This window comes from Rhizobium zaerense, from assembly GCF_051810725.1.
Taxonomy (GTDB): domain Bacteria; phylum Pseudomonadota; class Alphaproteobacteria; order Rhizobiales; family Rhizobiaceae; genus Rhizobium; species Rhizobium leguminosarum_I.
Genome location: NZ_CM132690.1, coordinates 112952 through 135261 on the forward strand (window position 1 = coordinate 112952; position 22310 = coordinate 135261).

Annotated in this window: 23 protein-coding genes; 14 read left to right on the plus strand and 9 right to left on the minus strand. The window is 61.3% G+C overall.

From position 1 onward, the window contains the following. The first annotated feature begins 49 nt into the window (after positions 1-49). The 9 genes from miaB to ACS4RR_RS00620 all read left to right on the plus strand — a co-directional run bounded on the left by miaB (position 50) and on the right by ACS4RR_RS00620 (position 9072). Positions 50-1459 (plus strand): tRNA (N6-isopentenyl adenosine(37)-C2)-methylthiotransferase MiaB, encoded by a 1410-nt coding sequence (gene miaB, locus ACS4RR_RS00580; protein ID WP_260109929.1) that lies wholly within the window; start codon positions 50-52, stop codon positions 1457-1459. 18 nt (positions 1460-1477) lie between these two features. Then, positions 1478-2530: a PhoH family protein gene (locus ACS4RR_RS00585; protein WP_456189562.1), complete on the plus strand. Its 1053-nt coding sequence runs from the start codon at positions 1478-1480 to the stop codon at positions 2528-2530. Further along, a complete protein-coding gene (gene ybeY, locus ACS4RR_RS00590) occupies positions 2530-3045 on the plus strand; it encodes an rRNA maturation RNase YbeY (RefSeq protein ID WP_017966728.1) in 516 nt (171 codons plus the stop codon). Before ACS4RR_RS00585 ends, ybeY begins: the two co-directional genes overlap by 1 nt. Further along, positions 3042-4187, plus strand: a complete 1146-nt coding sequence (locus ACS4RR_RS00595; RefSeq protein WP_162115411.1) for a hemolysin family protein — start codon at positions 3042-3044, stop codon at positions 4185-4187. Before ybeY ends, ACS4RR_RS00595 begins: the two co-directional genes overlap by 4 nt. 80 nt (positions 4188-4267) lie before the next feature. After that, positions 4268-5872: an apolipoprotein N-acyltransferase gene (gene lnt / locus ACS4RR_RS00600; protein ID WP_456189563.1), complete on the plus strand. Its 1605-nt coding sequence runs from the start codon at positions 4268-4270 to the stop codon at positions 5870-5872. Positions 5873-6024: 152 nt separating this feature from the next. Continuing rightward, positions 6025-6441: a helix-turn-helix domain-containing protein gene (locus ACS4RR_RS00605; protein ID WP_017966725.1), complete on the plus strand. Its 417-nt coding sequence runs from the start codon at positions 6025-6027 to the stop codon at positions 6439-6441. A gap of 178 nt (positions 6442-6619) precedes the next feature. Then, positions 6620-7873, plus strand: a complete 1254-nt coding sequence (gene metK, locus ACS4RR_RS00610; protein WP_456189564.1) for a methionine adenosyltransferase — start codon at positions 6620-6622, stop codon at positions 7871-7873. Next, entirely contained in the window at positions 7870-8574 is a 705-nt protein-coding gene (trmB, locus tag ACS4RR_RS00615) for a tRNA (guanine(46)-N(7))-methyltransferase TrmB (protein WP_170257379.1), read from the plus strand. Before metK ends, trmB begins: the two co-directional genes overlap by 4 nt. 231 nt (positions 8575-8805) lie before the next feature. Beyond that, entirely contained in the window at positions 8806-9072 is a 267-nt protein-coding gene (locus ACS4RR_RS00620) for a DUF2277 domain-containing protein (protein ID WP_456189565.1), read from the plus strand. Positions 9073-9445: 373 nt separating this feature from the next. Here ACS4RR_RS00620 and ACS4RR_RS00625 read toward each other — a convergent pair whose 3' ends face one another. Together ACS4RR_RS00625 and ACS4RR_RS00630 are read right to left on the minus strand one after the other, a co-directional pair. Beyond that, the gene (locus ACS4RR_RS00625; RefSeq protein ID WP_003556039.1) at positions 9446-9703 is read right to left on the minus strand and encodes a BQ00720 family protein; all 258 of its coding nucleotides are present in this window, start codon (positions 9701-9703) and stop codon (positions 9446-9448) included. A 47-nt stretch (positions 9704-9750) separates the two neighbouring features. Beyond that, positions 9751-10176: an Hsp20 family protein gene (locus ACS4RR_RS00630; RefSeq protein ID WP_017966720.1), complete on the minus strand. Its 426-nt coding sequence runs from the start codon at positions 10174-10176 to the stop codon at positions 9751-9753. Between the two features lie 277 nt (positions 10177-10453). Between ACS4RR_RS00630 and ACS4RR_RS00635 the strand changes: the two genes are divergently transcribed. Continuing rightward, entirely contained in the window at positions 10454-11398 is a 945-nt protein-coding gene (locus tag ACS4RR_RS00635; protein WP_162115415.1) for a nucleoside hydrolase, read from the plus strand. Between the two features lie 42 nt (positions 11399-11440). Here ACS4RR_RS00635 and grpE read toward each other — a convergent pair whose 3' ends face one another. Both grpE and hrcA read right to left on the minus strand, forming a co-directional pair. Next, positions 11441-12073, minus strand: coding sequence for a nucleotide exchange factor GrpE (grpE, locus tag ACS4RR_RS00640; RefSeq protein ID WP_017966718.1), 633 nt, complete (start codon positions 12071-12073; stop codon positions 11441-11443). Between the two features lie 111 nt (positions 12074-12184). Next, on the minus strand, positions 12185-13273 hold the full coding sequence (gene hrcA, locus ACS4RR_RS00645) for a heat-inducible transcriptional repressor HrcA (protein ID WP_017966717.1): 1089 nt from the start codon (positions 13271-13273) through the stop codon (positions 12185-12187). 128 nt (positions 13274-13401) lie between these two features. Between hrcA and rph the strand changes: the two genes are divergently transcribed. The 4 genes from rph to hemW are packed head-to-tail and all read left to right on the plus strand — an operon-like array spanning position 13402 to position 16400. Next, positions 13402-14121: a ribonuclease PH gene (rph, locus tag ACS4RR_RS00650; protein ID WP_007633796.1), complete on the plus strand. Its 720-nt coding sequence runs from the start codon at positions 13402-13404 to the stop codon at positions 14119-14121. After that, complete coding sequence (locus ACS4RR_RS00655) at positions 14118-14543, plus strand: VOC family protein (protein ID WP_456189566.1); 426 nt, start codon at positions 14118-14120, stop codon at positions 14541-14543. Before rph ends, ACS4RR_RS00655 begins: the two co-directional genes overlap by 4 nt. Continuing rightward, a complete protein-coding gene (gene rdgB / locus ACS4RR_RS00660) occupies positions 14544-15188 on the plus strand; it encodes an RdgB/HAM1 family non-canonical purine NTP pyrophosphatase (protein ID WP_260297615.1) in 645 nt (214 codons plus the stop codon). It abuts the gene before it with no gap. 9 nt (positions 15189-15197) lie between these two features. Beyond that, on the plus strand, positions 15198-16400 hold the full coding sequence (gene hemW / locus ACS4RR_RS00665; RefSeq protein ID WP_170257375.1) for a radical SAM family heme chaperone HemW: 1203 nt from the start codon (positions 15198-15200) through the stop codon (positions 16398-16400). A gap of 67 nt (positions 16401-16467) precedes the next feature. Here hemW and ACS4RR_RS00670 read toward each other — a convergent pair whose 3' ends face one another. From ACS4RR_RS00670 to mutM, 5 genes are all read right to left on the minus strand, one after another. After that, entirely contained in the window at positions 16468-17550 is a 1083-nt protein-coding gene (locus ACS4RR_RS00670) for a saccharopine dehydrogenase family protein (protein WP_222332447.1), read from the minus strand. Positions 17551-17686: 136 nt separating this feature from the next. Beyond that, positions 17687-19237, minus strand: a complete 1551-nt coding sequence (dnaA, locus tag ACS4RR_RS00675) for a chromosomal replication initiator protein DnaA (RefSeq protein WP_222387245.1) — start codon at positions 19235-19237, stop codon at positions 17687-17689. 855 nt (positions 19238-20092) lie between these two features. Then, positions 20093-20371, minus strand: a complete 279-nt coding sequence (rpsT, locus tag ACS4RR_RS00680; protein ID WP_003556028.1) for a 30S ribosomal protein S20 — start codon at positions 20369-20371, stop codon at positions 20093-20095. A gap of 192 nt (positions 20372-20563) precedes the next feature. Next, positions 20564-21337 (minus strand): enoyl-CoA hydratase, encoded by a 774-nt coding sequence (locus tag ACS4RR_RS00685; RefSeq protein ID WP_222387244.1) that lies wholly within the window; start codon positions 21335-21337, stop codon positions 20564-20566. A 37-nt stretch (positions 21338-21374) separates the two neighbouring features. Next, a complete protein-coding gene (mutM, locus tag ACS4RR_RS00690) occupies positions 21375-22280 on the minus strand; it encodes a bifunctional DNA-formamidopyrimidine glycosylase/DNA-(apurinic or apyrimidinic site) lyase (RefSeq protein WP_260109922.1) in 906 nt (301 codons plus the stop codon). Positions 22281-22310: the final 30 nt, after the last annotated feature.

Here is a 22310-nt window from a genome sequence, read left to right on the forward strand (position 1 = left end):
AGCAAGATTTCGATTTTCTCCGGCGGCAAAAACCACTAAATAGCGCGCCATGACACAGGACAGCGCCCTTCTCCAGGCCCCGGAATCGACACCCCGCGATGGCAGCAACAACCGCAAGGTCTTCATCAAGACCTATGGTTGCCAGATGAACGTCTACGATTCCATGCGCATGAGCGATGCGCTCGCCCGCGACGGTTATGAGCCGACGGAAGATATGGAAGAGGCGGACCTCGTTCTGCTCAACACCTGCCATATCCGTGAAAAAGCGGCCGAAAAAGTCTATTCGGCGCTCGGACGGCTGCGCGAGATGAAAAAGAAGAAAGCGGCTGATGGACGGGAGATGATGATCGGCGTTGCCGGCTGTGTCGCCCAGGCCGAAGGCGAGGAAATCCTGCGCCGCGCACCCGCCGTCGACGTCGTCATCGGCCCGCAGACCTACCACCGCCTGCCGGAGGCGCTACGCCTGGCCAAACAAGGCCAGCGCGTCGTCGATACGGAATATGCGATCGAGGACAAGTTCGAGCATCTGCCGATCGCCGAGAGCCGAAAGATCCGTGCCCGCGGCGTCACCGCCTTCCTGACGGTGCAGGAGGGCTGCGACAAGTTCTGCACCTTCTGCGTCGTGCCCTATACACGCGGCTCGGAAGTGTCGCGGCCGGTTTCCCAGATCGTCGAGGAAGCCGAAAAGCTCGTCGACAGCGGGGTGCGCGAGATCACCCTGCTCGGCCAGAACGTCAATGCCTGGCACGGCGCCGGGAGCCACGGCGAGGCATGGAGCCTCGGCGACCTGCTCTATCGCCTGGCCGAGATCCCCGGCCTTGCGCGGCTGCGCTATACCACAAGCCACCCGCGCGACATGGACGACCGGCTGATCAACGCTCATCGCGACCTCCGGGCGCTGATGCCTTATCTGCATCTGCCGGTACAGTCGGGCTCGGACCGCATCCTGAAAGCAATGAACCGGCGTCATACGGCGGCCGAATATCTGGCGCTGATCGAGCGCATCCGCACGGTGCGGCCTGACATCGCCCTGTCGGGCGATTTCATCACTGGCTTTCCGGGGGAGACAGATAAGGATTTTGAGGATACACTGAGGCTTGTGGAGGAGGTCCGTTATGCACAGGCCTTCTCGTTCAAATACTCGACACGGCCGGGCACACCCGGCGCGGAACTGAAGGACCAGGTGCCGGAAAAAATCAAGGCAGAACGGCTGGAACGCCTGCAAATGCTTCTCCTGAAGCAGCAGCAGGAATTTGCCGAATCCTGCATCGGCAAGGAGATCGACCTGTTGCTCGAAAAGCCCGGTCGCATGCCGGAACAACTAATCGGACGTTCTCCCTGGCTTCAATCAGTGAATGTTGATGCAAAAGCATCGCAAATCGGTGACATTATTAAAGTGCGAATCACCGGAACCGGAACAAACAGCCTGTTTGCCGAACGCGCAGAGGCTGCGGTTTAACCTAAGGAGCCCGACCGCTTGAACGGACAAGAATTGGTTTCTTCTTCACCGCGCCAACCCCGCACGCCGAGCGACACCAATCACTTCGTCCTGACGTTCGAGAACAACCGGTTCGCCAGCGAGTTGTTCGGGCAATTCGACCAGAACCTCAAGCTGCTCGAGCAACGGCTCAATATCGATGCGCGGGCACGCGGCAATTCCGTCGTCATCACAGGCGATGTCGTGACCACCAATCAGGCGCGGCGCACGCTCGACTATCTCTATGAAAAGCTTCAGAAAGGCGGCAGCGTGGAACGATCCGACGTCGAGGGAGCAATCCGCATGGCGGTCGCCGCCGACGACCAGCTCAGCCTTCCCACAATGGAACGCAAGGCCAAGCTGACGATGGCGCAGGTTTCGACACGCAAGAAGACGATCATCGCCCGCACGCCCACGCAGGACGCCTATATCAGGGCGCTGGAACGCGCCGAGCTCGTCTTCGGCGTTGGCCCGGCCGGCACCGGCAAGACCTATCTTGCCGTCGCGCATGCCGCCCAGTTGCTGGAGCGCGGTGCGGTCGAAAAGATCATCCTGTCGCGTCCGGCGGTCGAGGCCGGCGAGCGCCTCGGCTTCCTGCCCGGTGACATGAAGGAAAAGGTCGATCCCTATCTTCGCCCGCTCTATGACGCACTCTACGACATGATCCCCGCCGACAAGGTCGACCGGGCGATCACTGCCGGCGTCATCGAAATCGCGCCGCTCGCCTTCATGCGCGGCCGCACGCTCGCCAACGCCGCCATCATCCTCGACGAAGCGCAAAACACGACATCTATGCAGATGAAGATGTTCCTGACGCGTCTCGGCGAGAATGCGCGCATGATCGTTACCGGCGACCCGAGCCAGATCGACCTGCCACGCGGCGTCAAATCCGGCCTCGTCGAGGCCTTGCAGCTTCTGAACGGCGTCGAGGGCATCTCGATCGTGCGCTTCAAGGATACCGACGTCGTCCGCCATCCGCTGGTCGGGCGCATCGTCAGGGCCTATGATTCCACCTATGCCGTCGAAACCGAAGACGTCAGCCGGCACGACTAATGGCCGAACTCGATATCCAGATCAGCGTCGAGGACATCGGCTGGCCCGGCGAAGAAACGCTGCAGTCGTTTTGCGAACGCGTGCTCAGTGCCGCGGCAATCTATCTCCGCGACAGCGAGAAGCAGCCCTTCCCGACGATGCCGCCCGAGGTTTCGCTTGTCTTTACCGACGATGCCTCGATCCAGGACATCAACGCCGAATGGCGCGGCAAGGACAAGGCGACCAACGTGCTCTCCTTTCCCGCCTTTCCGGTTCGGCCCGGCAAGATGCCCGGTCCGATGCTCGGCGACATCATCATCGCCCGGGAGACGGTGGAGCGGGAAGCGACCGAGCTCGAAAAGAGCTTCGACGACCACCTGACCCATCTTCTGGTGCACGGTTTCTTGCATCTTCTCGGCTACGATCATATGAATAGTACCGAAGCCGAAATTATGGAGGGGCTGGAGACTCGCATTTTGGCGCAGCTCGGCCTATCTGATCCTTACGAGGGTCAAGACCTTAAAATGGAACCATGAGCGACTTTACGACGAAGCCGGCGGCAGACGCCAAGGACTCCGAGCCATCCTCCTCTTCGGACGAGGCAGGCAGTAGTAGTCGGCCATCCGGCCGATCCCAATCCTTCTGGTCGCGCGCCGCGCGCATCCTTCGCCCGCAGCAGGGCTCGCGACTGCGCGAGGATCTCGCCGACGCGCTGATGACCGATGCGGCCGGCGACGACGCCTTTTCGCCCGACGAACGGGCGATGCTCAACAACATCCTGCGCTTTCGCGAAGTGCGCGTCGCCGACGTGATGGTGCCGCGCGCCGATATCGAGGCGGTCGACCAGAACATCACCATCGGCGAGTTGATGATCCTCTTCGAGGAATCCGGCCGCTCGCGCATGCCTGTCTATGCCGATACGCTCGACGATCCGCGCGGCATGGTGCATATCCGCGATCTGCTCTCCTACATCGCCAAGCAGGCGCGCAACAAACGCCGCGGCCCGACGAAACCGGCCGCTGTCTTGCCGGCGATCGAGGTTGCGCCCGAAAACATCCAGAAGACCACGCGTTCGGCCAAGCAGAATTTCGATCTCGCCCGCGTCGACCTGCAAAAGACGCTGGCCGAGGCCGGCATCATCCGCAAGATCCTGTTCGTGCCGCCGTCGATGCTGGCGTCCGACCTGTTGCGCCGGATGCAGGTGAACCGCACGCAGATGGCGCTCGTCATCGACGAATATGGCGGCACCGACGGGCTTGCCTCGCATGAAGACATCGTCGAGATGGTGGTCGGCGACATCGACGACGAACATGACGATGACGAAGTGATGTTCAAGCGGGTCGCCGAAGACGTCTTCATCGCCGACGCCCGCGTCGAACTGGAAGAGATCGCCGCAGCGATCGGGCCGGATTTCGACATCAGCGAGCAGGTCGACGAGGTCGATACGCTGGGCGGCCTGATCTTCTCGGCGCTCGGCCGCATTCCGGTGCGCGGCGAAGTCGTCCAGGCACTGCCGGGCTTCGAATTCCACATCCTCGACGCCGATCCGCGCCGCATCAAACGGCTGCGCATTACCCGCAAGCGCCACGCGGTTCGCCGCCGCGCCAAGACGGATGGCGACATCGCTCCCGGCTCCGAGGCCGGCGAAGACCGGCCGGCGGAATCGACCGCCAACTAACAGGACCCAACTAACGGGACAAAGAGCCGCTTTTTTGAAAGACTGCGGATGGGTTGATTCGCGGTTTGATGGGAGTGCGCATGGAGCGGCTTGCGGACAGGGCTATCCTCGTCTGGGGTTTCAAACGGTCGCTGCTGACCATCGCCGCCGGGGCATTCGCGGTTCTGGCGCTGCCGCCCTTCGGCTTTTTCGCGGCAATGTTCGTTTCCTTCACGCTGCTTGTCTGGCTGATCGACGGGGCGGCGGCTTCGCCTGAGAGCGGCCTGATCGGCAGGCTGTGGCCGGCGTTCACCACCGGCTGGCTGTTCGGCTTCGGCTATTTCGTCGCCGGCCTCTGGTGGCTCGGCCATGCGCTGCTGGTCGATCAGGAAGAATTCGCGTGGGCGCTGCCGTTGGCAATCCTCGGCCTGCCGGCCTGTCTTGCGATCTTCTACGGGCTGGCGGCCGCCCTTGCCCGCATCGTCTGGTCTGATGGCATGGGGCGGATCGCCGCGCTTGCGGCAAGCTTCGGGCTGATGGAGTGGCTTCGAAGCGTGATCCTCACCGGCTTTCCCTGGAACGCCATCGGCTACGGCATGATGCCGGTTCCGCTGATGATGCAGTCGGCGCATGTGATCGGGGCGACGGGGGTGACGGCCCTCGCCGTCTTCGTCTTTTCTGCGCCTGCCCTTGCCGGGACGCGGCAAGGCGCGCGGCCGGGAATCGCGCTCGCCGTCCTGCTCTTTGCCGCCCATCTCGGTTATGGCGCTTATGCTCTCTATCTCGCGCCCCGGCCGGACACATTGCCGGAGGACAAGCGGCCGGTGGTGCGGTTGGTGCAGCCGGCGATCGACCAGGCGGCGAAGATGGACAACGACGCCGACCGCGCCGCGATCTTCGAGACGCATCTGAAGCTTTCGGCTGAAGCACCGAAAAATGGCGGACGCAAACCCGATATCATCGTCTGGCCGGAAACCTCGATCCCCTTCATCCTGACCGACAACCAGGATGCGCTGACGCGGATCGCCGATACGCTCGATGACAACCAGGTGCTGATCGCCGGCGCCGTCCGCGCCGAGGAGATGGGACCGGGCATTCCGACGCGCTATTATAATTCCATCTACGTGATCGACGGCCGCGGCCAGATCATCGGCGCCTCCGACAAGATGCATCTGGTGCCTTTCGGCGAATACCTGCCCTTCGAGGACGTGCTCACCGAATTCGGCATCCAGAACGTCGTCGAAATACCGGGAGGATTTTCGGCCGCGGCAAGCCGGCACCTGCTGACGCTGCCCGGCGGCCTCAATCTCTATCCGCTGATCTGCTACGAGATCATTTTCCCCGACGAAATGACCGGCGACATCAAAGACGCCAACGCGATCCTCAATATCACCAATGACGCCTGGTTCGGCGCGACGCCCGGCCCCTACCAGCATTTCCAGCAGGCGCGAGTACGGGCTGTTGAAACCGGCATGCCGCTGATTCGTGATGCCAATAGCGGCATTTCAGCGCTGGTGAACGCCCATGGGGAAATTATTGCGGGCCTCGATCTTGGGGAAACCGGCTTCATCGATGCAACGCTCGATAGCATCGGCGCGGGACTCGGAACGACATACCCCCAGCAAACATACTTCTGGTTGACCGAGGCGTTGCTGATTCTGATTGCGCTAATTTCTCGCAGGGGTTTTATTTCCGGGTTGAATTGACCAAAAACCCCTAAAATTGCATAGTGATGACAATCGGCGTTCTTAACGTATGTTCGAAGGTGGGTTCCTCACCTCTTGCAACGTGGCGTTTTGGGATGGATCTGGGGCATGCCGGTTAGAAACAGGTTGAAATTCTTAGCTAGGGCACGACCATGATTGAAAACAAAAAGAAGCCGAATCCGATCGACATCCATGTTGGCAGCCGTATTCGCCTCCGTCGTACGATGCTGGGCATGAGCCAGGAAAAGCTTGGCGAAAGCCTTGGCATCACCTTCCAGCAGATCCAGAAATACGAAAAGGGCACCAACCGCGTCGGCGCAAGCCGTCTGCAGAACATCTCGAACATCCTCAATGTTCCGGTGTCGTTTTTCTTCGAGGACGCGCCCGGCGAACATTCTGCCGGCGGCGGCGGCATGGAAGCCTCCAGCTCGAATTACGTCGTCGATTTCCTGTCTTCCTCGGAAGGACTGCAGCTCAACCGCGCCTTCGTCAAGATTTCCGATCCCAAGGTTCGCCGCAAGGTCGTGGAGCTGGTGAAAGCCTTGGCGGCTGAAGCCGACGCCGACTGAACCAAGACCGGTGCAGAATTCGAAAGGCGGTCGAAAGGCCGCCTTTTTTGCGTTTTTGGGGCAAAATTTGTCACTTTGCCACAGATATAAAGATATATTTATGTCCTTCTGCGCTTGTCATCGGCCCTCGAACTGAGTACCTACTAGCTGGCTTTTATTCTTTGAGGGGAATCCCGAAATGCGCGCGAATTATCTCTTTACCAGCGAATCTGTTGCCGAAGGTCATCCGGACAAAGTCTGTGACCGCATCTCCGACGAGATCGTCGATCTGGTCTACCGCGAAGCGGCCAAGACCGGCGTCAATCCGTGGGGCGTGCGCATTGCCTGCGAGACGCTGGCGACGACCAACCGCGTCGTCATCGCCGGCGAAGTTCGCCTGCCGCCGAGCCTGATGAAGAAGGACAAGGACGGCAAGGACGTCATCAACCCGTCGAAGTTCAAGGCCGCCGCCCGCCGCGCCATCAAGGATATCGGCTACGAGCAGGACGGCTTCCACTGGAAGAAGGCAAAGATCGACGTGCTCTTGCACTCGCAGTCGGCCGATATCGCGCAGGGCGTCGACAGCGCCGCCGACCAGCAGGGCGACGAGGGTGCCGGCGACCAGGGCATCATGTTCGGTTATGCCTGCCGCGAAACGCCGGACCTGATGCCGGCGCCGATCTATTATTCCCACAAGATCCTGCAGCTGCTCGCAGTTGCCCGCAAGAAGGGCGACGGAGAAGTTGCCAAGCTCGGCCCCGACGCCAAGAGCCAGGTGACCGTGCGTTACGTCGACGGCAAGCCGTCGGAAGCGACCTCGATCGTGCTTTCGACCCAGCATCTCGACGAGAGCTGGGATTCGAACAAGGTCCGCGCCGTCGTTGAGCCCTATATCCGCGAAGCGCTCGGCGAGCTGAAGATCGCCGACGATTGCAACTGGTACATCAACCCGACCGGCAAGTTCGTCATCGGCGGACCGGACGGCGATGCGGGCCTCACCGGCCGCAAGATCATCGTCGACACCTACGGCGGTGCCGCTCCGCATGGCGGCGGTGCATTCTCCGGCAAGGACACGACGAAGGTCGACCGATCGGCTGCCTATGCCGCCCGCTATCTTGCCAAGAACGTCGTTGCCGCCGGTCTTGCCAACCGCTGCACGATCCAACTCTCTTACGCGATCGGTGTTGCTCAGCCGCTGTCGATCTATGTCGACCTGCACGGTACCGGCAATGGCATCAGCGAGGATCAGGTCGAAGCCGCAATCCGCCAGAACATGGACCTGTCGCCGTCGGGCATCCGCCGCCATCTCGACCTCAACAAGCCGATCTATGCCAAGACCTCGGCTTACGGCCATTTCGGCCGCAAGGCCGGACGCGACGGCTCGTTCTCCTGGGAGCGCACGGACCTCGTGAAGGCGCTCAAGGAAGCCGTCAAGACCAAGGCTGCTGCATGACGGATATGGAGCGCCGGGGCCGGGCGACCGAAGCTTTCTTCGGTCGCCGTAAGGGAAAGGCCCTGCGTGAACAGCAAGCGGAGACGCTGAACAGTCTGCTTCCGGCGTTCCTTATCGATCTGACGGCGGCTCCCCCGGAGCCGCTGACATCATCCCTCTTCCCGATCCCGGTCGAGAGATTGCGGCTGGAAATCGGTTTCGGCGGCGGCGAGCACCTGATCCACCGCGCGCTGGAGATGCCTTCGACCGGCTTCATCGGCGTCGAACCCTTCGTCAATTCCATGCAGAAGCTGTTGTCGCGCATCGGCGAGACCAGCGCCTCCAATATCCGCGTCTATAATGACGACGCGACGCAACTGCTCGACTGGCTGCCGGACGGCTCACTCGATCAGATCGACCTGCTCTATCCGGACCCCTGGCCGAAGCGGAAACACTGGAAGCGGCGTTTCGTCTCGAAAACCAATCTCGGCCGCTTTCATCGCGTGCTGAAGCCTGGTGGCCTGTTCTGCTTCGCCTCCGACATCGACACCTATGTGAACTGGACGCTGATCAAATGCCGCGACCATGGCGGTTTCGAATGGATGGCCGACAATGCAGCCGATTGGCTGACCCCCTATGAGGGCTGGCCGAGCACACGCTACGAGGCCAAGGCGCGGCGCGAGGGCCGGTCTTCGGCCTATCTGACATTCAGGAAGATCTGAGGCTGCCCGCAAGTCGGCGAACGCGCCGTGATGTTCCTCGCGTGAGCAATCGCCTGGGACGCCGGTCTGATGCCGACAGCGACAAAAAAACCGAACTGGAGGAGCTGCGCCCTGCCTTGCGACGCGGAGAGACCCGCCGTTGGACCGGTTGCCATTAGCGCTCACGCGACTATATTCTGTGCTGGTCACCCTCCTCTCAAATGGAAGAGAGAAAATGACCGGGAGCAAGTCATGTGCCGAAATATAAAACCCCTGTTCAATTTCGATCCGCCGGCGACTGACGAGGAGATCCACGATGCGGCGCTCCAGTTTGTACGGAAGGTGAGCGGAACGACCAAACCGTCGAAGCGCAATGAGGTCGCATTCGAGCGCGCGGTCAGTTCGATCGCGGCATGCGCCCGCGAGCTGCTCGATCTGATGGAAACGTCCCAACCTCCTCGTGATCGCGAGGAGATAGCGGCAAAGGCGCGCGCGAGAACGGCGGTCCGGTTCGGGTGAGAGAGCCTGGCACGGATAGGAGATCTCAATCACGCCTCAACTGGTCTACTGACGGGTCTCGGCCCGGAGCGGACAACCCTTGGGCTTGTCAGGATTCAAATCAGGAAAATCTGCTCAAGCGGCACAAGAATGCCAAGCGTAGCTTGCCCATAATTTCTTGGCCAGAGTGCTTAGTTCCCGATGAGAGGTCGGCATCTTCAATGAGTTCGATTCATTCAGTTGCTACCGGATCCTGGAATTTTCAACGTCATCGCAGGTACGGCGCCGGAAGACGCCTACGCGCATATGTCGCGACATCCGTCCCGATCGCAGCGAAATCGAATAGAGCGACCGTGCGCCGCAAGCAGTGAAACGGAGCTGACGGTTTTGACGGTCAGTGCAGGCTGACCGTCTTCAATTCGTCCTCGGCAGCCTTGAAAAAAGTGCTGGAGCGGTTGTCCGTCAGCAGGATCGGCGTGCCGTCGGCGCCGAAGAGCGCCCAGAGATCGACGGTCGGATCGATATCCGGCGCCTCGGGAAAGCACTTGGCGACCTCATCGGTCCGCATTTTTCTGATATAGGCGACCTCGCCGTTGCCGATGTGGGCAAGCTCGGATTTGGTCAAGTGAGACGTGGCTTCTTTCATCAACATTCCTGTTCCTCCGGGAGAAGGGACCAACGGTTCGACAAACCGTTGTGCTACTGTGAGACCGAAATGTTAATTTTCTTGACCATGCGCGCAGGTTCCGGGCGAATTAGATCGACCGAGAGCAGCCCGTTCTTCAGGGCCGCACCCAGCACCTGCATGCCGTCGGCAAGAACGAAGGTGCGCTGGAACTGGCGAGCGGCGATGCCGCGATAGAGATAGTCCCGCTCGCCCTGTTCCACCTGGCGGCCGCGGATCAGAAGCTGGTTCTCCTCAATGGAGACATCGAGTTCCTCCTCGCTGAAGCCAGCCACGGCAAGGGTGATACGCAGACGCTCCGGCGCGCCGCTGTCGGCGCCGATGCGTTCGATATTGTAAGGCGGATATCCGTCGCTCGTCTTGGAAATGCGCTCCAGCGTCTTTTCCATGGCATCGAAGCCCAGAAGCAGCGGGCTGGCGAAAGGGGTAATGCGGCTCATCTCTTTTCAAGTCCTTGGCGCAAGCGACCATCCCGGACCTTCAGTGCAGCATCCGGATGCCGCTAATATGGGGACAAGAGCCTGGCGCTGCAAGGCATGGGGCACGACGTGTCGGCGCCACCTGCTCAATTTTAAGCTGACGTCAGGCTCTTTCCTTGACAAAGCAGCTGCTGCCTCGCATCAAAACATGTCCGCGCGGATTGTGCTGATTTGTGACGGGACGTGAAGAAATCGGTGCATGCCCGGTAACACGCAGTTCGAGGATGGAACGATCGGAATGGCAAGCGCAAGAAAGATCATCATCGACACGGATCCTGGCCAGGACGACGCGGCCGCCATCATGCTGGCCTTCGGCAGTCCCGACGAGCTGGAAGTGCTGGGGATCACGACGGTCGCCGGCAACGTGCCGCTTCCGCTCACCAGCCGCAATGCGCGCATCGTCTGCGAACTCTGCGGCCGGACGGAGACCAAGGTTTTCGCCGGCGCCGACGCGCCGATCGCCCGCAAGTTGGTGACGGCCGAACATGTGCACGGCAAGACCGGCCTCGACGGTCCGGAACTCAGCGAGCCGACGATGGCGCTGCAGCCTAGCCATGCCGTCGACTTCATCATCGAGACGTTGCGCCGCGAGCCGGAAGGCACGGTGACGCTGTGCACGCTCGGGCCGCTCACCAATATCGGCATGGCCTTTCAGAAGGCACCCGACATCGTCCCCCGCATCCGCGAACTGGTGATGATGGGCGGGGGCTTCTTCGAGGGCGGCAACATCACGCCGGCGGCCGAATTCAACATCTATGTCGATCCGGAGGCGGCCGATATCGTCTTCCGCTCAGGCGTTCCGATCGTGATGATGCCGCTTGATGTGACGCATCAATTGCTGACCCGCAAGGACCGGGTGAAACGCATGGCCGAGATCGGCACGGCGCCGGCAAAGGCCATGGTCGAGATGCTGGAATTCTTCGAACGCTTCGACATCGAGAAATACGGTTCCGACGGCGGGCCGCTGCACGACCCGACCGTTGTCGCCTACCTGCTGGAGCCGGAACTTTTCCAGGGCCGCGACTGCAATGTCGAGATCGAGGTCCAGTCCGAACTCACCGTCGGCATGACGGTCGTCGACTGGTGGCATGTGACCGAGCGCAAGCGCAACGCCAAGGTCATGCGCCATGTCGATGCGGATGGCTTTTTCGATCTGCTGATCGAACGCTTCGCCCGCATCTAACGCTTCGGCTTTTCCTTCTGCACGAGGCAGAAGGAAGGGATATCAGGCGTCTTTCTCGTCGAAGACGGAGTTGGTTTCGGCTTCGGTCGGCTTCGGGCCGCCCTTGGCGACGCCGACCATGGCCGGGCGCAGCACGCGCTCGCCGATGGAGAAGCCTGCCTGCACGACCTGCACGACCGTATTGTTCGGCACGTCGGGGTTCGGCACCTCGAACATTGCCTGATGGAAATTCGGATCGAACTTCTGGCCAACCGGCTCAAGCTTGCGAACGCCGTGGCGCTCGAGAGCCGACAGCATGGCGCGCTCGGTCATCTCGACACCCTCGATCAGCGTGCTCAGGCCGGCATCGGCGGCAGCCTTGGTCTCCGGAGGGATGGCATCGAGCGCGCGGCGCAGATTGTCCGAGACGGCGAGCATGTCACGAGCAAAGCCGGCGACGGAATAGGACTTGGCATCCTTTACCTCGCGCTCGGTGCGCCGGCGCAGATTGTCCATCTCGGCAGCAAGGCGCAAATAGCGGTCGCGCAGCTCGCCGTTTTCGGCTTTCAGAAGCTCGATTGGGTCCGGCTGGGCGGGCTCTTGCTGCGCAGTTTCGTTCTCGACGTAGGCGGCAGCGTCGGCTGCGGCATCGGCCGCAGTTGCGTCAGGTCCGTTTTTCGTCGTGTCATCGGTCATGACGGTCTCCGGTTGGTGTCTTCAGATGCGCCCGATATCGAGGTTTGACCGAAAAAAATCAAGTCTGCGTGACAAAGAAGCGAAAATTCCGCGTGCTTGGCGGTTGCTGCGTCAAAGCTGATTGCGCGAAAGGCGGGAAACGAGCTGGGCTGTATAGTCCACCATCGGCACGATGCGGGAATAATTGAGCCGCGTCGGGCCGATGACGCCGACGGCACCAACGATGCGATCGTCGTCGTCACGATAGGGCGCGACGATGAGCGATGAGCCGGACAGCGAGAAGAGCTTGTTTTCCGAACCGATGAAAATGCGCACACCCGGGCCGCTTTCGGCGAGATTGAGGATCTCGATCAGGCTGTCCTTCTTCTCGAGATCATCAAACAGCAGCCGCAGCCGGTCGAGATCGTCGGCGCCGGCGAGGCCTTCGAGCAGGTTGGCGCGGCCGCGGATGATCAGCTGCGTCGGCTTCCCCTCATCCGGGCTCCCAGCCCAGACAGCAATGCCGCGCTCGACCAGATCGCGCGACAGGGCATCGAGCTCGTGACGGACGTCGTCCTTCAGGCGGCTCAATTGTTTGCGGAGCTCCGGCAGGGTCTGGCCGGACATATGGGCATTGAGAAAATTCGCCGCCTCCGTCAGCTGCGAGGACGTGACGCCCGCCGGCAGCTCGATAATGCGGTTTTCCACCTGATCATGATCGCCGACGAGCACGGCCAGCGCCTTTGTCGGTTCGAGCCGGATGAACTCGACATGTTTCAGCACCGGATCGCTTTTCGAGGTGATGACGAGGCCCGCGCCGCGCGAAATGCCCGACAACATGCGGCTTGCCTCGTTCATCATCGATTCAACGGGATTGCCGCCGCTTTCGGCCCGCAGCTGACGGTCGATGTTGGCGCGCTCCTCGGCGGAGAGGTCGCCGACCTGCATGAAGGCATCGACGAAGAAGCGCAGGCCGATCTGGGTCGGCAGCCGGCCGGCGCTGACATGCGGCGAATAGATCAGGCCGAGCTCTTCGAGATCGCTCATGACGTTGCGCACCGAGGCCGGCGACAGCGACATCGGCAGGATACGGGACAGGTTGCGCGAACCGAGCGGCTCGCCGCTTTCCAGGTAACCTTCGACGATGCGACGAAAAATTTCCCTGGAGCGCTCGTCCAGCGCAGCTACGGCATCCGAAACCGACGTCGACCTGATGCCCATGAAGCTTTCAAACCCATGCTGATGATACTTCCCGAAAAGTAAGTCAAACTCACACCCGTGGCAAAAGGGAATTTGCAAATGAGCGCCGCCAATCGTAGAAGCGGTCAAATAAACCCCAGGAGATAAGAATGCGGCCTTCAGGCAGAAAAATCGACCAGATGCGCAAGGTCTCGTTCGAGCGCAATTTTTCCAAGCATGCGGAAGGCTCCTGCCTGGTGAAATTCGGCGATACGCATGTACTCTGCACGGCGAGCCTCGAAGAAAAGACGCCGCCATGGCTGCGCAATTCCGGCAAGGGGTGGGTCACGGCCGAATACGGCATGCTGCCGCGGGCGACCGGCGAACGCATGAAGCGCGAAGCCGCCGCCGGCAAGCAGGGCGGTCGCACCCAGGAAATCCAGCGGCTGATCGGCCGGTCGCTGCGCGCCGTCGTCGACCTGCAGGCGCTCGGCGAACGGCAGATCACGCTCGATTGCGATGTCATCCAGGCCGATGGCGGCACACGGACAGCCTCGATCACCGGCGGCTGGATCGCGCTTTACGACTGCCTGAAATGGATGGAAAGCCGCAACATGATCAAGGTCGACCGGGTCCTGAAGGATCATGTCGCCGCCATTTCCTGCGGTATCTTTGCCAGCCAGCCGGTGATCGATCTCGATTACCTGGAAGACTCCTCGGCAGAGACCGATGCGAACTTCGTCATGACGGGCACCGGCGGGATCGTCGAGATCCAGGGCACCGCCGAAGGCACGCCGTTCAGTGAGGGCGAATTCACCTCGCTGATGCAGTTGGCCAGAAACGGCATCGGCGAACTCGTGGCACTGCAGAAGCAAGCCGTCGAAGGATGAACCCCATGCTGGAAGGCATGTTGGAAACGGCGCTCTATGCGCGGGATCTCGATAAGGCCGAGACGTTCTACGAAGACGTTCTCGGGCTTGAAAAGATCGCCCGCGCCGCCAACCGGCATGTCTTCTTCCGCTGTGGGCCCGGCGTTCTCCTGATCTTCAATCCCGAGGAAACGGTGAAGCCGCCGGCGCCCGAAGCACTGCAGGTGCCGCCGCACGGCACGAACGGCCAAGGCCACGCCTGTTTCCGGGTGTCCGGCCGCAATATCGATGCCATGGCTGAACGGCTGTCGGCGGCGAGCGTTGCGATCGAATCCGAGGTGCGCTGGCCGAACGGCGGCCGCTCGATCTATTTCCGCGATCCGGCCGGCAACAGCCTGGAATGCGCGGAGGCTAAAATCTGGGGCATCGAACAGGAAATCTGAATGCGCAAGCTTGAAACGAAGACCATCGTCGTCGCCAGCCACAATGCCGGCAAGATCCGCGAGATCCAGGAATTGATCGGGCCGCTCGGCTTCACCGCCAAATCGGCCGCCGAGCTGAACTTCGTCGAACCGGATGAGACGGGCACGAGCTTCGAGGAGAATGCGACGATCAAGGCGGTCGCATCGGCCAATGCATCAGGCATGCCGGCGCTTTCGGACGATTCCGGGCTGGTGGTCGACGCGCTTCGCGGCGATCCTGGTGTCTACACCGCCAATTGGGCGGAGACATCCAACGGCACGCGCGATTTCGACATGGCGATGGCAAAGGTGGAAAAGGCGCTGCAGGATGCGGGCGCGACAGAGCCGGAACAGCGCAGGGCGCGTTTCATCAGCGTGCTCTGCCTTGCCTGGCCGGATGGGCATACGGAGCTGTTCCGCGGCGAGGTGGAAGGCAGCGTCGTCTGGCCGCCGCGCGGCACCCAGGGCTTCGGTTATGATCCGGTCTTCCAGCCTGCGGGCTACGACATCACCTTCGGGGAAATGAGCGGCGAGGAAAAACACGGCTGGAACGTCGGCAAGCCGCAAGCGCTGTCGCACCGGGCCCGTGCCTTCAAACTCTTTGTCGAAACCTGCCTGGAGGCATAGAGTCGGTCCGTGGGCAATTTCGATACGCCAAGCACCTCGCGCGACGCGGCTCTGCTGCCTGATACCGGCGAGCCGGGCTTCGGCGTCTATGTGCATTGGCCCTTCTGCGCGGCGAAGTGCCCCTATTGCGACTTCAACAGCCATGTGCGCCACCAGCCGGTGGACCAGGAGCGCTTTACATCTGCCTTCCTGAAGGAGATGGCGGCGGTCCGGTCGCTCAGTGGGCCGAAGACGGTGACAAGCATCTTCCTCGGGGGCGGCACGCCGTCGCTGATGAAGCCGGAAACGGTTTCCGCCATTCTCGACGGCATTGCGCGGCACTGGCATGTGCCTGATGGCATCGAGATCACCATGGAGGCCAACCCTTCGAGCGTCGAGGCCGAACGTTTCCGCGGCTACCGGGCGGCGGGTGTCAATCGCGTCTCGCTTGGGGTGCAGGCGCTGAATGACCGGGATCTGAAATTCCTCGGCCGGCTGCATGATGTCGCCGACGCGCTGAAGGCGATAAGGCTGGCGCGCGACATCTTTCCGCGCATGTCCTTCGACCTGATCTATGCCCGGCCCGACCAGACAGTCGAGGAGTGGGAAAAGGAACTGAAGGAGGCGATCTCCTACGCGGTCGACCATCTTTCGCTCTATCAGCTGACCATCGAGGAAGGCACGCCCTTCTACGGCCTGCACAAGGCCGGCAAGCTGGTCGTGCCGGACGGCGAGCAATCGGCATTGCTCTACGAGGCGACGCAGGAGATCACCGCGCGCGAGGGCATGCCGGCCTATGAGGTTTCCAATCATGCCCGGCCGGGAGCTGAAAGCCGACATAACCTGACCTACTGGCGCTACGGCGATTATGCCGGCATCGGCCCGGGCGCTCACGGCCGGCTGACGCGTGGCCCCGAGAAGCTCGCGACCGCCACCGAGCGCAAGCCGGAAGCCTGGCTCGACATGGTCGAGCGTGATGGGCACGGCATTCTCGATGAGGAGCGGCTCGGCTTCGAGGAACAGTCCGACGAGCTGCTGCTGATGGGGCTGCGGCTCAGGGAAGGCGTCGATCTCGCTCGCTGGCAGCAGCTTTCCGGCCGCGACCTCGACCCGAAGCGCGAGGAATTCCTGCTCGAGCACAAATTTATCGAGCGGATCGGCAATTCACGCCTGCGCTGCACACCATCCGGCATGCTGATCCTCGATTCGGTCGTCGCCGATCTCGCCTGCTGACACCGATACGACGGATTGGTTTTCGGTGCGGCGGCATTGATATTGCCGCCGCACCGGAGACTATTTCTTAGCCGTGGCTGGTCGCGCCCGCCTTGAAGAGGCTGCCGGTCGGCGTCTTCAGGAACATCTCCAACGGAATATGCTCCTGGTGCAGGAAGCCGGTCGTCGGCAGCAGGCCGTCGCGGACCATCTCGATGACGGCGACGACGGAGGCTGACGTCGTCCAGGCGATTGCCGTGCGGCGCGCGCCGGCAATCTCGATCGGGTAATAGGCGCGCACGAATTCCTTGCGGCGCAGGCTGCCATTCTCGGTGCCCTCGGCGGCGACATGGACATAGACGACATCGTCTTCAACCGGCGGCTTGGCATTGGTCAGGATCTCGCCGGCGAGCTTGCGCTTGTCGCGCATCAACAGCTCGTGGAAGAAGAAATTCATCAGCTCCATATGGCCGGGATAACGCATGGTCTTGTAATCGAGATTGTCGATCTTGCCGAGCATGGTGTCGCACATGGTGCCAAGGCCGCCGGACGTCGTGAAGGCTTCGAGCTTGACGCCGCCGACATAGACGGTCTCGTGCCATTCCATCGGCGAGACGAGCTTGCGCACGCCGCCCTCGATGACCTCGCAGTCGTTCAGATATTCGTTGACGACGCCTTCGGGCGACCAATTGAAGGCGTAACCGAGCAGTCCGGTCGGATGCTGCGGCAAGGCGCCGACGCGCATGCGGATCGACCGGCAGCGATCGAAGCCGTCGGCCAGGCTTGCGCCGACGATGCCGACGAAACCCGGCGCCAGGCCGCATTGCGGCGCCATCAGGCCGCGTGATGTCTTCGACAGCTCGATGATGAAATTGGTTGTGGGAACGTCTTCGGTCAGATCGAAATAATGGATGCCGGCAAGATGGGCGGCACGCGCCAGCTCGATGTTCAAATGATAGGGCAGGCAGGAGAGCACGGCCTCGACATTCGAGAGCAATTCGCCGATCACCTGGGGATCGGAGATATCGCCGGTGCGGCACTTGAAAGGGACGTCGCTCAGCGGCAATTGCGCATCGACGCCGATGACCTCGAAGCCGCCTTCATGCAAAAGCGTCGCCGCCAGCCGTCCGACCTTGCCCAGGCCGAGAACGGCGATCTTTTCAAAACTCATTCATTCCTCCCACGCGCCGTTTTGGCGCTTCAGTCTTTGATATGCACGTGATGCGCGGGAGGTATAGAATAAAAAACTTACAAAGGAAAACGGCCGGAATCGCTTCCGGCCGTCGATTTTTTGGAAAACCCGCCGATTATTCGTTGATCAGCCGCTTCAGAAGCTCGACTTCGTGCGAAAGCTTGGTGTCTCCAGAAATCAGCTCTTCGATCTTGCGCACGGCGTGCAGCACGGTCGTATGATCGCGCCCGCCGAAACGGCGGCCGATCTCCGGGAAGGAGCGCGGCGTCAGCGTCTTCGACAGATACATGGCGATCTGGCGCGGCTTGACGATGACGCGGGTGCGACGGTTCGAGACCAGTTCCTGGCGCGAGACATTGTAGTGCCTTGCGACGATGCGCTGGATATCCTCTATGCGTACACGGCGGGGCTCGCCGGAGCCGACCAGATGGGCGAGCAGTTCGTCGACGCGTTCGATCGACAGGTTCGGCTCGAAGGAGCGGCGGAAGACCAGCTGGTTGAAGGCGCCTTCGAGTTCGCGGCCGCTGGCCGTGACGTTGCGGGCGACATGCTGGAGCAGTTCGGCTGGAATTTCGAGCGACGGATCTTCGAGCCGGGCGACAGCAAGGCGACGCTTGAGGATTTCGAGACGCATCTCGTAATCCGGCGCGTCGAATTCGATCGCGACACCGCCCTGCAGGCGCGAGCGGACGCGGGGGTCGAGCGACTCCAGCTCCCAGGGCGCGCGGTCGGCGGCAACGACGACCTGTTTGGCGCTGTCGAGCAGCATGTTCAGGAGATGGCAGAATTCATGCTGGATCATCTTGCCCTGCAGGAACTGCATGTCGTCGATGATCAAGAGATCGATGTTGCGCAGCGAATCCTTCAGCGTCAGCGCATCATTGTCGCGGATCGCGGTGGCGAAGCGCCACATGAAATATTCAGCCGTCAGATAGACGACGCGCAGAGCCCTGGGGTTCTGCACCGCCGCATTGGCGACCGCCTGCAGCAGGTGGGTCTTGCCGAGGCCGACGGCCGAATGGATGAAGAGCGGGTTGAAGCGCACGGCGCCCTGGCCAGCTTCTGCGATCGTCTTCGCAGCCGCAAGCGCGACGCGGTTCGAGCTGCCTTCGACGAAGGTGTCGAAGGTAAAGCGGCTATCGAGCGGCGAACCGAAGAGCGGCGAGCCGAAGCTTGCAGGCCTTGCGGCGGCAACGGCCGAAACCGCCTGCTGGACGGCCTGACCGGCCGGCTGAGCGCTTGCCGGGCGGCGCATTTGCGTCGGGGCGGCGGGTTCCGGCGCGACCGCCTCATCGAGCGCCTTCGTGCCGTGGCGCGTCGCCGTACGCACCAGGACTTCGATTTTCAGAATTTCCGGATCTTCGGCCTGGAACAGACCGGTGATGAGGTCGAGATAACGATTGTTGATCCACGACTTCAGGAAGGTCGTGGGGACCGAAAGGCGAACGACGCTCTTCGATACCGAATGCAGCTTCAGTCTGGCGAACCAACTGGCGTAGACATCCTGACCGACCTGAGCCTTCAAGCGCGCACTGACGCGCTCAAACAATACGTTCTGCTTCGTATCCGCCTTTACTTCCGCCGCTTCCAGGCGAATGGAGCCGAACGCCTGCGGTGCCGCATCCCCATTGTCGGGCCCGCTCGTCGTCATCGTATTCATCTGCATAATGCCGCCTTTCAATTCCACCGGGCGGCATCCGCTAATACGGCCGCCCGATCATCCCCGCTTTGGCGGGCTGACGGATCCTCATGAGCCGCTCGCCTGCCGGTTCACTCAAACACTGCCCCATAAGGGACCGGCGCAGAACTCCGTTGCAGGTGGCGCGCTCATGCGGCAACCTTCATCGGCTTTCCGTGCCAGGCTGGCGGTCGAACCTCGTTTTCGGCCGACCAGCCCGAACGCAATATAACTTTAACCTTCTCCGCTGGCCTCGCCTTAAACGTGTGGCCAATGAAGGCACAAAACATCCCCGCTCCGTAACAGCCACGTTACGGCTCAAATCCGTCGAGTGCTTGAAAAAACGGAAGCGCAAGGCTCCGTAACAAAAGGCACAAACTCATCGCCCTGCCGACGTGGCAGTTAAAACCGAGCCTCTGCAGGTGATGTCCGCGCCCTTTGTTGGAAGCCATTTAGGCAGGATCAAACGGCAATATCAACGATGAATTTTACGCAAAATTAACAGGCGGGCATTGACTCCGCCTGCCCTTTTCGGGCGTCACACCAGCGTCAAAAAAGAATCGCAGTTGAATCAAAGAGATTCCCCCGTTCGGGCTATTTTGACACGCATTGAAAGAAAAAAAATAAAATCCTCTTGACTCCCCTGTGGTCCCGGAAGCTTGGGGCAGAGTCGCGCGGCGTGAAAGCATCCTTGCGCAAGCCATTGTTTTTAAATACTATTTCCTGTCATGGCGCTGACACGAAACAGTCGTGAGATTAACCATGCAGGGGCCGATCGGCGGAATCGAAAAAGCCCGGTAAAATTACCGGGCTAATCATAAAGAAGAAGTTGTTAATGGAAGATTACGCGGTCGTGGTGACCGAAAGAGCCTTCACACGAGCGGCCAGGCGCGAGACCTTGCGCGATGCCGTGTTGGCATGCAGCACACCCTTGCTGGCGGCGCGGGCAAGCTCGGGCTGAGCAGCCAGGAAAGCTTCCTTCGCCTTGGCGGCATCACCGGATGCGATGGCCTCTTCGACCTGGCGAACGAAAGTACGAACGCGCGAGCGACGAGCCTTATTGACGTCGGTACGGCGGGCGATCTTGCGGGTCGCTTTTTTCGCCGAAGTTGTATTGGCCATGGATGCCTCTCTCAAGAATTCGAACAAACTCCGCCATTACCGCGGGCCCTGCGGCCACAAAATCCAGCAATGCGGGAGCAATCGCGGAAAACCAAACCGGCTTTCCGAACCGTGGGCGGGCATATAACTCTAAAGCCGGCCCACGTCAACGCGGATTTTCAAGCTTTACCGCTGGCAACCGCCGAAAAGCATTCAACGGTGCGTAAAAGCCGGTTTGCGCTTCTCGACGAAGGCCGCCATACCTTCTTTCTGGTCGTCCGTGGCAAAGAGACTGTGAAACAGGCGGCGCTCGAAACGCAAGCCCTCCTCCAGCGTCGTCTCGAATGCGCGGTTGACCGCCTCCTTGGCCATCATCACCGAGGGACGCGAAAGCGAAGCGATCTTTTCGGCCGCGGCAAAAGCCTCGTCGAGCAGACGCTCGGGGGCCACCACACGCGAAACGAGTCCCGATCGTTCGGCTTCCGCCGCATCCATCATCCGGCCGGTCAGGATAAGATCCATCGCCTTCGCCTTGCCGACGGCGCGCGTCAGCCGCTGCGAACCGCCCATGCCGGGAATGACGCCCAGGGTAATTTCCGGCTGGCCGAATTTCGCCGTCTCCGAGGCGATGATGAAATCGCACATCATGGCGAGCTCACAGCCGCCGCCGAGCGCAAAACCGCTGACCGCAGCGATCACCGGCTTGCGCGCCTTGGCGACCTCATCCCAGCCGCTGATGAAATCACTCTTATAGATATCGGCGAACTCAAGCGGCTGCATCTCCTTGATATCGGCGCCGGCGGCAAAGGCGCGCTCGGAGCCGGTCAGCACGATCGCCCCGACCGTCTGGTCGGCGTGGAAGGCGGCATAGGCCTCTTTCAGCTCTTTCAGGACGGTGGAATTCAACGCGTTCAGCGCCTGGGGTCGGTTCAGCGTGACGAGGCCGACATTGCCTCGGGTTTCGACGATCAGGGTCTCATAGGCCATGCTCTTCTCCCGGTTTCTCACTCTTCTTCTGGCAGGCTTACTTCTGGCAGGTGGCGCAATAGAAAGTGGAGCGACCCGCCTGGACGATGCGGGCGACCGTAGCGCCGCAGCCGGGCGTGCGGCAAGCCTGACTTTCGCGATCATAGACGGAGAAGGAATGCTGGAAATAGCCGAGCGATCCGTCGGTCTGGATGTGATCACGCAGCGACGATCCGCCGGCGGCGATCGCATCGGCGATGACGTCGCGGATCGAGGCGACGAGCAGGTCGAGCTGCGCCTTCGGCCGGCCCCCTGCCGTCACCAGCGTGCCGGCGGCGCGGATCGGCGAAAGATGCGCGCGCCACAGCGCCTCGCAGACATATATATTGCCGAGACCGGCAATGTTCTTTTGATCAAGCAACGCGCTCTTCAGCGGCTGCGCCTTGTCCCGGAAGCGTTCGGCCAGATAGGCGGCGCTGAGCTCGTTTCCTGTCGGCTCCGGGCCGAGATCGCGGAAGAAGGGATGGGCTGCGAGATCGGCACGTCCCACCATATCCATGAAGCCGAAACGCCGCGGATCGTTGTAGATGACACGACGCGGACCGCTTGCGGCTTGCAGATGGAAGACGACGTGATCGTGCTTCTCGTCCTTCGAGCGGGCATGGTGGAATTCGCCCGGCACGCCGGAGGCGGCTCCCTCCTCAATGCGGCCCTCCTCAATGCGAAAAGAACCGGACATGCCGAGATGCGAAATCAGCGTGTTGCCGTCGTCGAGATCGACCAGCAGATATTTGGCGCGGCGGCCAAGGCCAACGATGGTGCGGCCGGAAACTCTATCTGCGAAAGCGTCGGGAAAGGGGAAGCGCAGATCGCCGCGGCGCAGCTCCAGCCTGGTGATGCGGGTGGCCTCCATCGCCGGCGTCAGGCCGCGTTTCACCGTTTCGACTTCTGGCAATTCCGGCATCTTAACCCATCTATCTCTAACGTGTTTCAA

Excerpts from the sequence above, each read along its gene's own strand:
- miaB (WP_260109929.1), top strand. The coding sequence starts at position 50 with ATGACACAGGACAGCGCCCTTCTCCAGGCCCCGGAATCGACACCCCGC.
- ybeY (WP_017966728.1), top strand. The coding sequence starts at position 2,530 with ATGGCCGAACTCGATATCCAGATCAGCGTCGAGGACATCGGCTGGCCC.
- ACS4RR_RS00595 (WP_162115411.1), top strand. The coding sequence starts at position 3,042 with ATGAGCGACTTTACGACGAAGCCGGCGGCAGACGCCAAGGACTCCGAG.
- lnt (WP_456189563.1), top strand. The coding sequence starts at position 4,268 with ATGGAGCGGCTTGCGGACAGGGCTATCCTCGTCTGGGGTTTCAAACGG.
- ACS4RR_RS00605 (WP_017966725.1), top strand. The coding sequence starts at position 6,025 with ATGATTGAAAACAAAAAGAAGCCGAATCCGATCGACATCCATGTTGGC.
- metK (WP_456189564.1), top strand. The coding sequence starts at position 6,620 with ATGCGCGCGAATTATCTCTTTACCAGCGAATCTGTTGCCGAAGGTCAT.
- trmB (WP_170257379.1), top strand. The coding sequence starts at position 7,870 with ATGACGGATATGGAGCGCCGGGGCCGGGCGACCGAAGCTTTCTTCGGT.
- ACS4RR_RS00620 (WP_456189565.1), top strand. The coding sequence starts at position 8,806 with ATGTGCCGAAATATAAAACCCCTGTTCAATTTCGATCCGCCGGCGACT.
- ACS4RR_RS00625 (WP_003556039.1), bottom strand. The coding sequence starts at position 9,703 with ATGTTGATGAAAGAAGCCACGTCTCACTTGACCAAATCCGAGCTTGCC.
- ACS4RR_RS00630 (WP_017966720.1), bottom strand. The coding sequence starts at position 10,176 with ATGAGCCGCATTACCCCTTTCGCCAGCCCGCTGCTTCTGGGCTTCGAT.
- ACS4RR_RS00635 (WP_162115415.1), top strand. The coding sequence starts at position 10,454 with ATGGCAAGCGCAAGAAAGATCATCATCGACACGGATCCTGGCCAGGAC.
- grpE (WP_017966718.1), bottom strand. The coding sequence starts at position 12,073 with ATGACCGATGACACGACGAAAAACGGACCTGACGCAACTGCGGCCGAT.
- hrcA (WP_017966717.1), bottom strand. The coding sequence starts at position 13,273 with ATGGGCATCAGGTCGACGTCGGTTTCGGATGCCGTAGCTGCGCTGGAC.
- rph (WP_007633796.1), top strand. The coding sequence starts at position 13,402 with ATGCGGCCTTCAGGCAGAAAAATCGACCAGATGCGCAAGGTCTCGTTC.
- ACS4RR_RS00655 (WP_456189566.1), top strand. The coding sequence starts at position 14,118 with ATGAACCCCATGCTGGAAGGCATGTTGGAAACGGCGCTCTATGCGCGG.
- rdgB (WP_260297615.1), top strand. The coding sequence starts at position 14,544 with ATGCGCAAGCTTGAAACGAAGACCATCGTCGTCGCCAGCCACAATGCC.
- ACS4RR_RS00670 (WP_222332447.1), bottom strand. The coding sequence starts at position 17,550 with ATGAGTTTTGAAAAGATCGCCGTTCTCGGCCTGGGCAAGGTCGGACGG.
- dnaA (WP_222387245.1), bottom strand. The coding sequence starts at position 19,237 with ATGCAGATGAATACGATGACGACGAGCGGGCCCGACAATGGGGATGCG.
- rpsT (WP_003556028.1), bottom strand. The coding sequence starts at position 20,371 with ATGGCCAATACAACTTCGGCGAAAAAAGCGACCCGCAAGATCGCCCGC.
- ACS4RR_RS00685 (WP_222387244.1), bottom strand. The coding sequence starts at position 21,337 with ATGGCCTATGAGACCCTGATCGTCGAAACCCGAGGCAATGTCGGCCTC.
- mutM (WP_260109922.1), bottom strand. The coding sequence starts at position 22,280 with ATGCCGGAATTGCCAGAAGTCGAAACGGTGAAACGCGGCCTGACGCCG.